General features: G+C 58.5%; 13 protein-coding genes. 11 read left to right on the plus strand and 2 right to left on the minus strand.

All coding sequences use genetic code 11. From position 1 onward, the window contains the following. Nucleotides 1–32: 32 nt before the first annotated feature. A complete protein-coding gene (locus TRIHO_RS00635; RefSeq protein ID WP_068239248.1) occupies nt 33–659 on the minus strand; it encodes an SCO family protein in 627 nt (208 codons plus the stop codon). A gap of 120 nt (nt 660–779) precedes the next feature. Here TRIHO_RS00635 and regB point away from each other — a divergent pair, with 120 nt between their 5' ends. The 8 genes from regB (at nt 780) to trxA (ending at nt 12,689) form a co-directional block, all read left to right on the plus strand. Beyond that, nucleotides 780–2,174, plus strand: a complete 1,395-nt coding sequence (gene regB / locus TRIHO_RS00640) for a sensor histidine kinase RegB (RefSeq protein ID WP_068239249.1) — start codon at nt 780–782, stop codon at nt 2,172–2,174. A gap of 85 nt (nt 2,175–2,259) precedes the next feature. Then, on the plus strand, nt 2,260–3,810 hold the full coding sequence (locus TRIHO_RS00645) for a PAS-domain containing protein (RefSeq protein ID WP_068239250.1): 1,551 nt from the start codon (nt 2,260–2,262) through the stop codon (nt 3,808–3,810). 42 nt (nt 3,811–3,852) lie between these two features. Beyond that, nucleotides 3,853–4,341, plus strand: coding sequence for a tRNA (adenosine(37)-N6)-threonylcarbamoyltransferase complex ATPase subunit type 1 TsaE (gene tsaE, locus TRIHO_RS00650; RefSeq protein ID WP_068239251.1), 489 nt, complete (start codon nt 3,853–3,855; stop codon nt 4,339–4,341). Further along, nucleotides 4,338–5,336 carry an aminoglycoside phosphotransferase family protein gene (locus tag TRIHO_RS00655; protein WP_068239254.1) on the plus strand — a complete coding sequence of 333 codons (999 nt, stop codon included), beginning with the start codon at nt 4,338–4,340 and terminating at the stop codon, nt 5,334–5,336. The genes tsaE and TRIHO_RS00655 overlap by 4 nt, the downstream gene beginning before the upstream one ends. A gap of 17 nt (nt 5,337–5,353) precedes the next feature. Beyond that, complete coding sequence (locus tag TRIHO_RS00660; protein ID WP_068239892.1) at nt 5,354–6,022, plus strand: nucleotidyltransferase family protein; 669 nt, start codon at nt 5,354–5,356, stop codon at nt 6,020–6,022. Next, nucleotides 6,015–8,948 carry a double-strand break repair protein AddB gene (gene addB / locus TRIHO_RS00665; RefSeq protein WP_068239257.1) on the plus strand — a complete coding sequence of 978 codons (2,934 nt, stop codon included), beginning with the start codon at nt 6,015–6,017 and terminating at the stop codon, nt 8,946–8,948. The genes TRIHO_RS00660 and addB overlap by 8 nt, the downstream gene beginning before the upstream one ends. Then, the gene (gene addA, locus TRIHO_RS00670; protein WP_068239260.1) at nt 8,945–12,307 is read left to right on the plus strand and encodes a double-strand break repair helicase AddA; all 3,363 of its coding nucleotides are present in this window, start codon (nt 8,945–8,947) and stop codon (nt 12,305–12,307) included. The genes addB and addA overlap by 4 nt, the downstream gene beginning before the upstream one ends. 61 nt (nt 12,308–12,368) lie before the next feature. Then, nucleotides 12,369–12,689 (plus strand): thioredoxin, encoded by a 321-nt coding sequence (gene trxA / locus TRIHO_RS00675; protein WP_068239262.1) that lies wholly within the window; start codon nt 12,369–12,371, stop codon nt 12,687–12,689. 161 nt (nt 12,690–12,850) lie between these two features. Here trxA and TRIHO_RS00680 read toward each other — a convergent pair whose 3' ends face one another. After that, on the minus strand, nt 12,851–13,045 hold the full coding sequence (locus TRIHO_RS00680; RefSeq protein ID WP_068239263.1) for a DUF1127 domain-containing protein: 195 nt from the start codon (nt 13,043–13,045) through the stop codon (nt 12,851–12,853). A gap of 265 nt (nt 13,046–13,310) precedes the next feature. On the opposite strand from TRIHO_RS00680, the gene hslV reads away from it, so the two are divergent. From hslV to hslU, 3 genes are read left to right on the plus strand one after another with little or no spacing between them, the layout of a single operon-like run. Continuing rightward, nucleotides 13,311–13,868: an ATP-dependent protease subunit HslV gene (gene hslV / locus TRIHO_RS00685; protein ID WP_068239264.1), complete on the plus strand. Its 558-nt coding sequence runs from the start codon at nt 13,311–13,313 to the stop codon at nt 13,866–13,868. Continuing rightward, nucleotides 13,865–14,920: a hypothetical protein gene (locus TRIHO_RS00690; protein ID WP_068239267.1), complete on the plus strand. Its 1,056-nt coding sequence runs from the start codon at nt 13,865–13,867 to the stop codon at nt 14,918–14,920. Before hslV ends, TRIHO_RS00690 begins: the two co-directional genes overlap by 4 nt. 13 nt (nt 14,921–14,933) lie before the next feature. Then, nucleotides 14,934–16,244 carry an ATP-dependent protease ATPase subunit HslU gene (hslU, locus tag TRIHO_RS00695; protein WP_068239270.1) on the plus strand — a complete coding sequence of 437 codons (1,311 nt, stop codon included), beginning with the start codon at nt 14,934–14,936 and terminating at the stop codon, nt 16,242–16,244. Nucleotides 16,245–16,303: the final 59 nt, after the last annotated feature.

Here is a 16,303-nt window from a genome sequence, read left to right on the forward strand (position 1 = left end):
GCAACCTTCGGAGGTCAATTCTTCTCACAGGCTCAGCTGTTGTCGATGAAACAGGCGACCTGATCCGCCATCATGTCAGCAGATATATCCCGGCGAAAAAACTCCACAAACCCATGCTCCGGCAAGACCAGGTAGGACATGGTCGTATGATCGACGAGGTAATAGTCATCGTCCTCTTCGTCATGAGCCTTGTAATATGTCTTGTAGGCCTTGCTGGCGGCCTTGACCTGTTCTGGAGATCCGGTCAGCCCGATCATTTTTTCATGCATGTTATACGCAAAGTCACCGACGACTTCTGGCGTGTCCCGCTTTGGATCGATCGAAATAAAGACCGGCGTGGTGGAATAGCCCCGCTCCGCCAGCACATCCACCGCCTGGGCATTTCTGCTTGTGTCCATCGGGCAGACATCCGGGCAGAAAGTATACCCGAAATATACAAGGGACGGCTCGGTGATGACCTCCGCGTCGGTAACGGTCACCCCTGCCGCGTTCACCAACTCGAACGGACCGCCAATCGCACCAGAGCCGCCGGCAACTGCACCGGACCGGCATTCTGCAAAGGCATCCGCGCTGCCTTCTCCCCGCAATGTCAGGTACCAAAGACCGCCGAGCAGCGCCGCGATACAGGCAATCCCCAGAATTGCAAAATTTCGAACCATCTCTCTTTATCCTCTTTGACACGCCCGTCCTGTGCCGCCGCGGTAAATGTGCCGCAGTTGATCCGGGTCTGGGTCAGACCTATCAACTAATATCCGCGATGCAACGGGAGCAAACGTCACATGGGCGATTCAAGGCTTGGGCTACTGAACGGACAGGAGCGTAGCAACTGGATCCGGTTGCGCACATTGATCTTGCTTCGGTGGGTTGCGATCTTTGGTCAAGCCACAGCTATTGGCGTCGCGCAGACTCAATACGACTTACGATTGTCCATCCTGCCCTGTTACTTTGCAATAGGTGTCTCGGCCCTGGCCAACCTGATTGCGCTTGTTATTTTTCCTGAAAACAAGCGTCTGACGGAGTTTCAGAACTTTCTCATGGTTCTGTTCGACCTGCTTCAGCTCTGTTTTCTCCTGTATATGACAGGCGGGCTGAACAACCCGTTTGCGCTTTTGATCATCGGCCCCGTCACGATTTCGGCCTCGGTGATGGGATTGCGCCCGACCCTGATCATTGGGACAACCGCGATCCTTCTGACGTCATTGCTCGTCCCGTTTCATGTTCCGTTGCAAACGGCCGATGGCGAGATCCTGAAAATGCCAACGCTCTTTGTCTTTGGGCATTGGAGCGCCCTGGTCATCGCAACCTTGTTTTTAGGGGCCTATTCCTATCGGATCAGCGCGGAAATCCGGTCGATGTCTGACGCCCTGGCCGCCACTCAGTTTGCCCTGTCCCGAGAACAGAAACTGACCGACCTTGGCGGCGTCGTCGCGGCAGCCGCGCATGAGCTGGGCACACCTCTGGCAACGATCAAATTGACCAGTTCGGAATTGATCGATGAATTGGAGGATCACCCGGATTTGCAGGAAGACGCCAGACTGATCCGGGAACAGGCGGATCGATGCCGCTATATTCTGCGGAACATGGGACGAGTCGGAAATGACGATCTGCATTTGCGGCAGGCACCGCTGTCGGCCCTGGTGCACGAAGCCGCGGAACCCCATTTCGGACGCGGAAAGGACATCCGTTTCAGCGAACATCCCGGTGATGAAGGCCAGCTCAACCAGCCAAGCATCCTTCGCAAGCCCGAGATCATCCATGGGCTGCGCAATTTGGTCCAGAACGCAGTGGATTTCGCCCATTCAAGCGTTTGCATCGAACTCCATTGGAACGACGCCTGGATCACCGTTCAGATTTGCGACGATGGCGAAGGCTTCCCCGTCCATCTGCTTGGGCGTCTTGGTGACCCTTTCATGCGGCGGCGCTCAACTTTGGTGAATCCAAAACAGCGTCCGGAATACGAAGGCATGGGATTGGGTCTCTTTATCGCCAAAACCCTGCTGGAGCGCACCGGGGCAAGACTGGGCTTTGCGAACGGCGGCGACAAGCGGACCGCCCAAGCCACGATGACGCCACAGGGTGCTTTGGTCACCGTCACGTGGCCACGGAAAACAATCGACGCCGTCAGGGGTGACACCCCGGTCCCGACCGGTCAGAACCAGCCGTTACAATTTTAGATGTTCATTTTTAGTAAACCAATTAAACTTCGTTTAACTATTGTCGCAGAAAATGACGACGATGAGAATAATCGAGGCGGTGTCGATGCAGTATTTCATGTCGGTTGAATGGTTCGTTCTGGCGACCCTTTGTGTGGCCAGCGCAGCCGTCGCGGTTTGGTTCCTGAACCCAAAACCTGAACGTCGTGGGATGGATCACGACCTTCTTGTCGCGGACGGGCGCACGGATGCGGTGTTCTTGTTTGATGACCAGACCCTGATTGCGTGGTCCTCCGGCGCGCGCAAGTTCCTCGGCGAAAATGCAGAGGAATTCAGCTGGACGAAACTTCGAGACAAACTCTCCCGCAGCTATCCCGGCCTGCCCCAATCACCGGGTTTTTTGCGCGATGTCGGTTCGCTGACTTTGACCGGCACCGCAGAAGCGGACAATCGCGAAGCCCATTGCGAATGGATTGATGGCATCACGCGGGTGCAATTGCGCCGGGCCGCGTCCGAGCTGGGCGAAGTTGCTGATGACCAGGAACTGACAACGCTCCGCGCCGCCGTGCATCAGGCGCCCTACCCGGTCTGGCTGCAATCCGACGACGCCCGTGTGACCTGGACCAACCTTGCCTACGACCGTCTGAACCAGAAAATCTGCGGTCGCGGCAATGACACCTCTGCCCCGTTGTTTCCAAATCTGGATGCTCCGATGACCAGCGGACGGGCCGAGCGCATCTCGATCGAGCTGCCGGAGCTGGAAAAAAAGCTCTGGTACAACGTGTCGACCACGGAAACGGAGGCCGGCTGGCTCTGTCATGCCATGGATGTGAATGCGGTTGTCGATGCCGAGGTCGCCCAGCGGAATTTCGTGCAGACCCTCGCCAAAACCTTTGCCCAGCTATCCATCGGCCTGGCCATCTTTGACAGAAATCGTCAACTGGTCCTGTTCAACCCGGTCCTGATTGACCTGACTGCCCTGCCGGCAAGTTTTCTCAGCTCCAGACCGAACCTGATGTCCTTTTTTGATCGTTTGCGCGATCAGCGTATGATGCCAGAACCAAAGAACTATTCGAGCTGGCGCCACCAGATGGCGGACTTGCTGGAAGCGGCGGCAGAGGGCCGTTACCAGGAAACATGGTCGCTGCCTTCGGGTTCCGTCTATTCCGTGTCCGGGCGTCCCCACCCGGATGGGGCGATTGCCTTTCTGTTCGAAGATATCACCGCAGAGATCACGCTGACGCGGCAGTTCCGCTCGGAGCTGGAACTTGGGCAATCCATTCTGGACAATATTGATGACGCGTTCGCGGTGTTTGGCGCGGATGGCAGCATGGTGTACTCCAACACGGCGTACCATGAGATGTGGAAGACGAACCCTGACGCCAGCTTTGCCAAGATTTCGATCACCGACGCCTGTAAAATCTGGCAGGAGCTCTCCGGCCCAACCCCGGCATGGGGAGAAATTCGCGACTTTGTTGCTGGTGGAACGGAGAACCGGGGGCCGTGGTGGTCCCGCGTAACCCTGCGCAACGGCGAACAACTGATATGCCGCACGCAGTCGCTTCAGAATGGCTCCACCATGGTTCGGTTCCAGCAGGCAAGTGTACCGATTGCGCCCCCCGAACAGGAGCGTTTCACCGTCAGCAAAGAGACCTGAAACGCGCTTGCAGAGGGTGACACTCGGGGCCATTGTGGCGCCATGACACACCACGACCCTCAGCGCCTTGCCACTTTCACTCTGGATAACGGCGACGCGACGACAATTCTGGCCCAGAACATCGCTCGGACCCTCAGTCCGGGCGATGTTCTCTTGCTTGAGGGTCCAATTGGTGCCGGCAAGACCCATTTTGCGCGCAGCCTGATCCAATCGCTTCTGTTGGCGCCAGAGGATGTTCCCTCGCCAACATTTACGATCGTGCAGATCTACGATGTCGCGGTCGGCGAACTTTGGCATGCGGATCTGTACCGCCTGTCTCATGTAGATGAAATCGAAGAGCTGGGACTCCTTGCCGCTTTTGAAGAGGCGATCTGCCTGGTCGAGTGGCCTGATCGGCTGGAAGAGCTACGACCAGACACAGCGTTGAACGTCCGATTTTCCCTGGTTTCGGACCGAGACGATGCCAGGCGGGTCGAAGTGTTCTGGACGTCCGAAACCTGGGATCAAAAGCTTGAGGGACTGCGATCATGACCTCCCGAGCGGCGGAGATCGCACATTTTCTCGACGCAAATGGGTTGCGGACCTGGGAGTCACAACCGCTGGCCGGCGATGCCTCTGTGCGCAGATATCATCGTTTGACCTCGAGCGCGGGCGAAACCCGCATCCTGATGGATTGGCCCCCTGACACAGGTGGTGACATCGGTCCCTTTGTCAGTCTGGCCAATTACCTTCTCGACATCGGGGTTTCTGCGCCCGGACACATCGCGCAGGACCCGGAACGCGGTCTGCTGCTGATTGAAGACCTCGGCGATGCAGTCTTTGCCCGGGTCATGGAAACGGATCCACAGCTGGAACAAACGCTCTACGCGGCTGCGACGGATTTGCTGATCCATCTTCATCGTCGCCGACCGCCTGACCTGCCGGTTCTAACCCCGGAAATATTGTCTGAAATGACGTCTCTGGTGTTCAGCGAATACCGAAATGCGATCTCTGGCGACCCAGCGGATGATCACTTCAGCCAGTTCACATCCCGGTTCACTGATCTGCTGACCGACTGTCTGTCGGGCGACATGGTCTTTGTCCATCGTGATTTCCATGCTGAAAACCTGCTCTGGCTGCCAATGCGGCAGGGGGTTGCTCGGGTCGGGGTGATTGACTTTCAGGACGCCAAGGTCGGCCACAGGGCCTATGATCTGGTCTCGCTCCTGCAGGACGCACGTCGGGATGTGCCCACTACGATCGAAGCTGACGTCATCGCGCACTACATCGCCGCGACTGGCGTTGATGCCGACAGGTTCCACAAGGCCTATGCGGTGATCGGCGTTCAGCGCAACCTCCGTATCCTCGGAGTTTTTGCGCGCCTTTCGCGAGATTTCGGAAAATCTCAGTACATTGATTTGATCCCGCGCGTCTGGGCCCATGTCGAACGCGGACTGTCTCATCCGGCGCTTTCTCCGGTTGCAAAGGATCTGCTTCAGATCCTCCCGGCACCAACGGCTGTCGCTCTGGAAAGGCTACGCAAATGACGCAACCAGATGCCGTCATGATTTTTGCCGCAGGGTTCGGCACCCGAATGGGTGCCCTGACGGCAGATCGTCCAAAACCATTGATTTCTGTGGCCGGCAGACCGTTGATAGATCACGCGCTCGACCTCGCCCAATCGGTGAAGCCCCGGCGCATCGTGGTCAATACACACTACAAGGCCGAGGTTCTGCACGAACACCTGAAATCTCATGGCGTATTGGTCAGTCATGAGGCCGATCAGATTCTTGATACCGGCGGTGGACTGAAAAACGCCCGTCCGCTTCTGGACAGCGACTGTGTTTTCACATTGAATCCCGACGTCGCATGGAAGGGCCCCAACCCGCTGACAACACTGCTGTCGTGCTGGAACGCTCACGACATGGACGCGCTGCTGCTTTGCGTGCCGACATCCCGCGCGATTGGTCGTATCGGAGGTGGCGATTTTTCCGCCGATATACAGGCGCGGATCTCACGTGGGGGCGATCTTGTTTATACCGGCGCACAGATTGTAAAACCCGCGCTGCTGGATCGCATCTCGGAGCCGGTTTTTTCCCTGAACACTCTCTGGGATCTTCTGATCAACGAAGGCCGCGCGGCGGCGGCGGAGTATCCTGGCACCTGGTGCGACGTCGGGCGACCCGACGGGATCGTGCGAGCGGAACATATGTTGGGGAACGTCGATGTTTGACTCGCAAGGCGGAAAGCCGCGTATTTTTGCTGTCCCATGCGGCGTTGACTTTCCAAAAGCGCTGGTAACCGGCCTGTTGCAACGCTTTGCCGGGCAGCCACCGGAAGCGCTCGCGCGGGTGGAACTGATCCTCAATACCGAACGGATGCAGCGCCGTGTCAGACAGCTTTTTGACAGCGGGCCCGCCGCACTTTTGCCCCGGGTCTCACTGCTCTCGGGACTGAGCAGGCATGCCGATCTCCGGGGGCTACCGCCTGCCCTGCCCCCGCTGCGACGCCGTCTGGAACTGTCCCAGCTGATCGCGAAACTACTGGATGCACAGCCCGATCTCGCTGCCCGCGCGTCGCTATACGATCTGTCGGATAGCCTTGCCGCATTGATTGACGAAATGCAGAGCGAGGGTGTGACGACTGATAAAATTCGGGCTTTGGATGTCTCTGATATGTCCGGGCATTGGGCGCGGGCACAGTCTTTTATCGGCATCGCTGACGAATTTGTCGATCTTCACGACGGCGCTTTGGATGTGAACGCCCGGCAGCGGCAGATGGTTCTGAACCTGATCGATGAGTGGTCGCATTCACCACCCCAACATCCGGTCCTTCTTGCAGGCTCCACCGGATCCCGCGGGACGACGCTGTTGCTGATGGAAGCCATCGCACGGCTGCCCCAAGGGGCCGTTATCTTGCCGGGCTACGACTTTGATCAGCCGGACGCTGTCTGGGACAGTCTGTCGGATGCCTTGGTGGCCGAAGATCACCCCCAGTTCCGCTTTTGCAAACTGATGCGCGATCTTGACCTTGAGCCGCAGGACATACACCGGTGGACCGACACTCCGCCGAATGCACCGGCACGTAACCGGCTGATATCACTCGCTTTGCGCCCTGCACCCGTGACCGATGCCTGGATGAGCGAAGGTCCTTCGTTGCGTGAATTGGACAAGGCCACCGAAGCGTTGACACTTGTTGAGGCCGATACCCCCCGCAGCGAGGCCCTGGCCATCGCGCTGCGCCTGCGTCAAGCCGCCGAAGACGGGCAAACGGCGGCCTTGATCACCCCGGATCGAATGCTGACGCGTCAGGTATCGGCGGCACTTGATCGGTGGAACATTCTTCCCGACGATTCTGCGGGGTTGCCGCTGCAACTGTCGCCTCCGGGCCGGTTCCTGCGACATGTTGCAGATCTCTACTGTCGCCCTTTGCAGGCGGATATGGTGCTGACGATTCTCAAGCACCCGCTGACCCATTCCGGTGCATCGCGCGGACCGCATCTGCGACACGCCCGCGATCTTGAGCTGCATATGCGTCGCTATGGACCGCCTTTTCCCGATGGTGACGCGCTTCGGAATTTCGGCCTGGGGCGCGATCTTCTGACAGGTTGGGCCGATTGGTTGGCAGACAACCTCAGCAATCAGAACCAATTCGGGGTAAGGCCGCTCTCTGCGTGGGTTGCAACCCTACGCCACACCGCAGAAACGCTCGCTGCGGGGTCGCAAACCTCTGGGTCGGGAGAGTTGTGGGAAAAGAACGCCGGGATCGCCGCGCGCGCCGTACTGGACGATCTGGAAGCCGAGGCGCCCCATGGCGGCGAAATGAATGCAAGGGATTTTGCTGATCTTCTTGGCGCGCTGCTCGGCCAGAGTGAGGTCCGGGATCGCGACGCGCCCTATGGGTCAATCATGATCTGGGGCACCCTGGAAGCGCGCGTGCAGGGCGCAGATCTGGTCATCCTTGGCGGGCTGAACGAAGGCAGCTGGCCGGAGGCCGCGAACCCAGATCCCTGGCTGAATAGAAAGCTGCGACACGACGCGGGTCTGCTGTTGCCCGAACGTCGGATCGGCCTGTCGGCGCATGATTTTCAACAAGCGGTGGCTGCGCCAGAGGTGTGGCTCACCCGCGCCAAGCGATCTGACGAGGCAGATACCGTGCCGTCTCGCTGGCTGAACCGGACAGTGAACCTCCTCGGTGGCCTGCCCGATCAAGGCGGAGTCACGGCACTGGCTGAAATGCGGCGAAGGGGAGAGGTCTGGCTAAACTGGGCAAGTGTGCTGGACACGCCAGTGCCCTCGCCCGCAAGCCCCCGCCCCTCACCCAGGCCACCGTTGATCGCACGCCCTCGCCGGTTGACGGTGACCGAAATTCCACGCCTGATCCGGGACCCTTATGCAATCTACGCCAAACATATCCTCCGCTTGCGCCGGCTGGATGCGTTGCTTCAGGAACCGGATGCATTGTTGCGCGGCACGGTTATCCACAAAGTGCTCGAAGATTTTATCAAGGCTGCTCAACAGGATCCGGAAACGCTTTCGGCGCAGAGCTTTCTGGACCATGCAAAAACCATACTCGAACAAGAGGTGCCCTGGCCCGTTGCCCGGCTGCTTTGGCTGACACGGCTACGCAAGGTGGCGGAGGATTTTGTCTCCGGTGAACGCATTCGGCTGACACGGGCGCGGCCCTCCGGGTTCGAAACCTCCGGCTCGGTTCGTCTGTCTCCCCTCGATTTCGAGATCAGTGCCAAGGCGGATCGGATTGACGTGGATGAACGCGGCGGGCTTTACATTTACGATTACAAGACCGGAGATCCCCCGTCAGAAAACCAGCAGAAAGCCTTTGAAAAGCAGCTGCTGATTGAAGCCGCGATGGCGGAACACGGCGCTTTTGCGGTTTATGGTGCCGCGCAGGTGGAACGCGCGCTCTATATTGGTCTGAAGCCCCCGATGAAAGAAGTCGCCGCACCCTTGCATGATGAGCCGCCAACAAAGGTCTGGGCAGAGTTGCATGCCTTGATTGAGGCCTACTTTGACTACGAACAGGGCTACAGCAGCCGACGCATGGTCCACCGTGATGACATTGCAGGCGACTACGACCATCTGGCGCGCTTTGGTGAATGGGACCGCAGTGCCGAGCCTCGGCCAGAGGACCTGACATGAACCGCAATGCCGCCTCCGAAGCGCAGTTTCGCGCTGCCCGACCCGACGCTTCGACCTGGCTTGCCGCAAATGCCGGCTCTGGCAAAACCAAGGTCCTGACGGACCGTGTGGCCCGCTTGTTGCTGCGTGGGGTCGAACCACAGCATATTCTTTGCCTGACCTACACAAAAGCCGCAGCAAGCGAGATGCAAAACCGGTTGTTCCAGCGGCTCGGCGAATGGGCAATGTTGTCGGATCAATCGCTCAGCGCCGCTTTGGTTGATCTGGGCGAAGAGAAGACCGCCACCACAGATGGCTTGTCACAGGCCCGCACGCTTTTTGCCCGCGCGATCGAAACGCCCGGAGGTCTGAAAATCCAGACCATCCACTCCTTCTGCGCCTCGCTGCTGCGACGTTTCCCGCTTGAGGCCGGTGTCAGCCCGCAATTCTCTGAAATGGAAGATCGCGCCGCAACAATGCTGCGCGCCGAAGTCGTGGACCATATGGCCCAAAGCGCGCAGGCCTCTGTGGTAGAGGCCGCATCCTACTACATCGGCGGTCTGGATTTTGACGACCTCACCGCTGATATTTGCCGCCGACAGGCAGATTTCAATCCCGACCTTGATCACGACGGTCTGGCTGCGGTGTTCGATCTGCCCGAGGGGTACGATCTGGACGCCCTGAAAGCTGATGTTTTCCTCGGCAATGAACGCGATATCCTGAACCGCACCATCGCAATGCTGCAAACTGGCGGCAAACAGGACAACAAGGACGCCGAACGGCTCGCTCTCCTTGGCGAGATTTCAATTGAGAATCTGGCGCAGCTGGAACGCGTGTTTCTTTACGCAACAGGCGAGAAGGCCGGTCAAGCCAAGATCGGTCGCTTCCCAACGAAAAAGCTGCAAGCCGACCATCCTGAGCTGATGGACCAGCTGGAGCCGTTTATGGCACGGGTAGAACTCGCCCGGCCGCGCTGGCTGGCGCTGGAGGCGATCGGAAAATCCCGCGCACTGCATGATTTCGCCCGCGTCTTCCTGCCGGAGTATGAACGGCGAAAGCAGGCCCGGGGCTGGCTCGATTTTGATGATCTGATCGTCAAGGCGCGCAACCTGCTGAACGATCCCGATGTTGCCAATTGGGTGCTCTATCGGCTGGATGGCGGCATCGACCATATTCTGGTCGATGAGGCGCAAGATACCAGCCCGGTGCAATGGGACGTGGTCGAAAAGCTGGCACAGGAGTTTACCTCCGGTTTGGGCGCACGCCAGGAAATAGAGCGTACCATTTTTGTCGTCGGCGACAAGAAACAGTCAATCTATTCCTTTCAGGGCGCTGACCCCGACGCATTTGATGAAATGCAGGCCGAGTTCCAACAGCGCCTGCAGGAAACCGGTGACGGGCTGCAAACGGCCAATCTTGCGTTTTCATTCCGCTCTTCTGCTGCAATCCTGGGGCTGGTCGATGTGGTTTTCGATGGTGAAGATCGCGCCGGTTTTGCCCAGGAGGCAAAGCACCAGGCCTTCAAATCCGATCTGCCCGGTCGGGTGGACCTGTGGCCAGTTGTCGAAAAGACCGAGGACGAGGACGAGCGCGACTGGACCGACCCAGTTGACCGTCCCAGTCCCCGGCACCACGCGGTCATACTTGCGGAGCGTATCGCCGGCGAGATCAAGCAAATGATCGAGACCGGCGTCACTATTCCCGAAGACGGACCAGAGCGGGGCAGTTTTCAATGCCGACCGGTCCATGCTGGTGATTTTTTAATCTTGGTGCAGCGCCGGTCCGACCTCTTTTCCGAGATCATCCGCGCCTGCAAAGCCGTCGGTCTGCCGATTGCCGGGGCCGACCGCCTGAAGGTCGGGGCAGAGCTGGCGGTAAAGGATATTGCCGCGCTGCTGCGGTTTCTTGCCTTGCCCGAAGATTCTCTTTCTCTGGCCGAGGCGCTAAAGTCCCCCGTGTTCGGCTGGAGCGAGCAAATGCTGTTTGACCTCGCGCATCGGCGTGAAGAAAAGCATCTTTGGTCGGCGCTGCGCAAACGGGACACAGAGTTCCCCGAGACCATGGCCATTTTAAACGATCTGCGCAGCCAGGCCGATTTTCTGCGCCCTTATGATCTGATCGAACGGATCCTGACCCGGCATCAAGGGCGAGCGAAATTGCTTGGTCGCCTTGGGACCGAAGCCGAGGACGGCATCAACGCGCTGCTGTCGCAAGCTCTGGCCTATGAGCGGACAGAGGTGCCCAGCCTCACCGGCTTTCTGGTCTGGATGCAGACCGATGATCTGGAAATCAAACGTCAAATGGGCGCGGCAAGCGCGATGATCCGCGTGATGTCGGTACATGGCTCCAAAGGGTTGGAAGCGCCGATTGTCATCTTGCCAGACACCACCAAACGGCGCCCCTCCCCGGCCCCCGAAGTGATGGAGGTCAATGGTACCCCCGTTTGGCGTGTCGCCGGCGAACAGATGCCCCCGGCAATGGTCACTGCCAAGGACAGGCTGCAAGAAAAACAAGCCAACGAACGGCTGAGATTGCTCTATGTTGCGCTAACGCGAGCGGAAAAATGGCTGATCGTGGCCGGCGCGGGGGATCTCGATAAGGCGGGTGACAGTTGGTATCAACGGGTAGAGGCGGCCATGCGCAAAATGGCCGCCGTGCCCGTGAATGCGCCAGGCGGCGAAGGGCTCCGGCTTGCACATGGCGACTGGACAGGCCTGCCCTTCGTCCCTTCGGATGTGACCGAGGCGGACCCGATCACTCTGCCCACCATGTTTCAGCGCCCTGCCCCCGCGTTCGTCCCAACGCCTGCCACGCTGCGACCGTCGGAGGATCTGGGTGGCGCCAAGGCCTTGCCTGGTGATGGTGGTCTGGACGAAACCGCAGCCAAAGCGCGCGGCACGGCGCTTCATGCCCTATTGGAACACCTGCCTGCACTGCCGGAATCGGATTGGGACACCGTCGCTGAAGCCCTCGTGCACCATCCAGACTGGCCTGAGCTTCTGAACGAAGCCCGGCGAGTCTTGAAAACCCCATCCTGCGCACAGGTTTTTGCGCCAGATACTTTGGCAGAGGTCGCCGTCAGTGCCCCGTTTGGGTCCCAGCGCCTGCATGGGGTGATTGATCGGCTGGTTGTATCACAAGATCATGTGTTGGCGGTGGATTTCAAAACCAACGCCATTGTTCCGACCAAGCCCGAGCATTGCCCGGAGGGACTGTTGCGGCAAATGGGGGCCTATGCCGTGGCCCTGCGCGCCCTCTATCCGGATCGCCGTATCGAGCTGGCTATTTTATGGACACGCACGGCCGATTTGATGGTGCTGCCCGAAACCCTGATCACACAGGCGCGTGAACGTGCCGGGTTCCAGCTTCTGGAACCTTGACGTCTCCTTCACACCTACTTACGTTCCGTGTCCAACTGCCAAACACTCAGGAGACATTCCAATGTCCACCGTAGCCGTCACAGACGCGACTTTCGACGCTGAAGTCAAGAATTCCGATGTCCCCGTAGTGGTGGATTTCTGGGCCGAATGGTGCGGCCCCTGTAAACAGATCGGCCCCGCTCTTGAGGAGCTGGCAGCAGAATACGGCGGCAAGATCAAAGTGGCGAAAGTCGACGTTGACAGTAACCCGAACTCCGCGGCCGCCATGGGTGTGCGCGGTATTCCGGCGCTCTTTGTCTTTAAGGACGGTCAAGTGGTCTCGAACCGGGCAGGCGCCGCTCCAAAAGCGGCACTGAAAAGCTGGATCGACGACTCCATCTAAGACGCCGAAATTTGACCTGATAACTGGAAAGCGCCTCCACTGCGGGGCGCTTTTTCCATGGCTCACATGTCGTTCGCGACCGGGCTGGGGTCAGATCGGGACAAAAGAAAAGCCGCCCTGCGTCAGGACGGCTCTTACTTTGCTGGATATGTCATTGAGACCTACAGCGCCTCGATTTCAGCGCGGGTCAGACCGATGTCTTCGAGCTGTGCCGCGGTGAGAGCAGAGAGAGCTTTGCGCGTTTTGCGCGCTTCGTTCCAGTCCACCAGAGTCGAGCGCAGGTTGAAGAAGAAATCGACTGCGCGCAGAACTGCGACGGAGCCGGCCGGTGCAATAGCGGTGCTTGCGTTTGCCATGATCGTGTTCCTTGATAGAGCCAGCCGACACCATGTCGGTTGTTGATGCTCATCTAAGGCCGCAAACTGAGTCTCACAATTGCCCATTTATCAGCCCTGAATTGCGCGCCACGCATAGCATTTGTGCAGTTTGGAAACGAATTCTCAAACCTTTGCACCCGCTCCTTTGCTTAATTGACCATAGTGCCCGGACCATGTCGGCGCCGGAACCCTTGTGCCAACCTGTGGTTGCTTCCATATAGGCAGCAACGAAACGGAGGCATTTATGGCAGAGGAACAATTTCCTGGCTGGCATGGGACAACCATCATCGGCGTACGTAAGGGCGATGAAGTTGTTATCGCGGGGGATGGTCAGGTTTCGCTTGGTCAGACCGTGATAAAAGGCAGCGCGCGCAAGGTGCGACGGCTTTCGCCGGGCGGCTACGACGTGGTGGCGGGTTTTGCCGGTTCCACCGCTGATGCGTTCACGCTGTTGGAGCGGCTCGAAGCAAAGCTTGAGGCGACGCCCGGTCAGCTGCAGCGCGCCAGTGTGGAGCTGGCGAAAGACTGGCGCACGGACAAGTATTTGCAAAAACTCGAGGCAATGCTGATCGTGACAGACGGCAAGGATCTCTATGTTATCACCGGCGCCGGCGACGTGTTGGAACCGGAACATGATGTGGCCGCCATCGGTTCGGGCGGCAACTTTGCCCTCGCTGCGGCCCGTGGCATGATCGACAGTGACCGCAATGCAGAACAGATCGCCCGCGCCGCAATGGCGATCGCGGCCGATATCTGCGTCTATACCAATGGCAACCTGACGGTAGAAAGCATCTCCAAGTGATCTCGAAAGACGATCTCCGTGCGGCAGTCGGGTCCGGGCTTGTGTCCGAAGCGCAAGCTGCGTCCCTGACAGCCTTGGCCGACAGCAGACGGGGCGCGCGTGAACATCTCGCGCCCGGAGACGAGCCCTTTGAACTGTTCAAAGGGTTCAACGAGATATTTATCGTCGTTGGCCTTGGCATATTGACCATGGGTTGGATCGCGGTGGTGACGGCCTCGATGCTGACGGAAATCGTGAACTACAAGACCCAGATGACGACCGCAGCCCTCATCGGTGCGGCAATCCTCTGGGGATTGTCCGAATATTTCATTCGCCGTCGCCGCATGATCGCCCCGGCGATAGCTCTGTCTGTGCTGTTTGGCGCGAATGCGGCGATGGGGCTGGTGGCGCAATTTGCGCAGCCCTTCATGATCGCACAGGAAGACTATTCGTCGCTGCCGCTCGCACTCAGTCTCTCAACTTTGGCCCTGTTGATCTACTGGTGGCGGTTTCGCGTGCCTTTTGCGATGGCACTGATTGCGCTGGGGCTTTTTGCCGTTGCCTTGATACTCGCAGCAGATCAATCCGGCGCACCAACGGAAATCGGCGACCTGTTTCTACTGAGCGCCAATGGCCCGTTTGCCTGGATCACGCTGCTTGTGGGGATGCTGGTGTTCGGCGTTGCGATGATCTTTGATCTCAGCGATCCGCATCGCGTCACACGCAGATCCGCACAGGGGTTTTGGTTGCATGTGGTTGCAGCACCCGCATTGGTGAACACGACGGCGCTGACGCTGCTCGACAACGATCAGGGGTTCATACTTGCGGTGGTTCTTGGGCTTTTTGCGCTTGTCGCCATCGTCATTGATCGCCGGTCATTTCTCATAACCGCAATCGGGTATATTGTCGCGCTCAGCACAACTGTTTTTGACAGCGAAGGCACCGGCTTCAGCATCCTGGCACTTGGTGTTGCGCTGGTTTTCCTGGGCGCTTTCTGGGCGAGAATCCGCGCGGCGCTGCTCTCACTGCTCTCTGGCGTGCTGCCGCTTCACCGCCTTCCGCCCTCACACTGAACAAGGGATAGACATGACTGATCTGACCCCCCGGGAAATCGTCTCCGAACTCGACAGATTCATTATTGGCCAGAAGGACGCAAAACGTGCCGTCGCGGTCGCCCTGCGCAATCGCTGGCGTCGCAAACAACTGCCCGATGATCTTCGCGATGAGGTCCATCCAAAGAACATTCTGATGATCGGCCCCACCGGCGTCGGCAAGACCGAGATTTCCCGCCGCCTGGCAAAGCTCGCCAACGCGCCCTTTATCAAGGTCGAAGCCACCAAGTTCACCGAAGTTGGATATGTGGGCCGTGATGTGGATCAGATCATTCGTGATCTGGTTGATACGGCAATTGTGCAGACCCGCGACCGCATGCGCGATGAGGTCAAAGCAAGGGCGCTCAAAGCCGCAGAAGCCAGAGTCCTGGAAGCCATCGCCGGGGCTGACGCCCGCGAGAGCACCCTGGAGATGTTTCGCAAGAAGCTCAAATCCGGCGAGCTGGACGACACCGTGATCGAACTTGAGCTGACAGATTCTTCCAATCCGATGGGCGGCATGTTCGAAATTCCCGGCCAGCCCGGTGGTAATATGGGAATGATGAACCTCGGTGATCTGTTCGGAAAGGCCATGGGCAACCGGACCACCAAGAAAAAACTGACAGTTGCCGAAAGCTATGACGTTCTCGTCAGCGAAGAAGCGGACAAGCTGCTAGACGATGAAACCGTCAACAAAGCCGCGCTTGAAGCGGTGGAGCAAAACGGCATCGTTTTCCTGGACGAGATAGACAAGGTTTGTGTCCGCTCCGATGTTCGTGGCGGTGATGTCAGCCGCGAGGGTGTGCAACGCGATCTCTTGCCTCTGATAGAAGGCACGACAGTCAGCACCAAACACGGGCCGGTGAAAACGGATCATATCCTGTTTATCGCATCCGGCGCTTTTCACATCGCGAAACCCTCTGATCTGTTGCCGGAACTACAAGGGCGACTGCCAATCCGCGTCAATCTGCGGGCCTTGAATGAAGAGGACTTCGTTCGCATCCTGACCGAAACCGACAATGCCCTGACCCGCCAGTATGAGGCGCTGTTGGGCACTGAGAAGGTCAAGGTGACGTTCACGACCGATGGGATCCACGGGCTCGCTCAGATTGCTGCCGAAGTGAATCACAGCGTCGAGAACATCGGTGCCCGTCGTCTTTATACCGTCATGGAGCGGGTGTTCGAGGAATTGTCTTTCACAGCACCGGACTGTCCCGGAACCGAAATCGTCGTCGACGCCGCCTTTGTGAACAAGAACCTCAGAGAGCTGACAAAATCGACAGATCTCAGCCGCTACGTGCTTTGAACAACTGGTCCTGTCCCGCCCGTCTACCGGGGTGGGACAGGAGACCCATCAGGCGGACC

Source organism: Tritonibacter horizontis (assembly GCF_001518015.1).
GTDB lineage: Bacteria > Pseudomonadota > Alphaproteobacteria > Rhodobacterales > Rhodobacteraceae > Epibacterium > Epibacterium horizontis.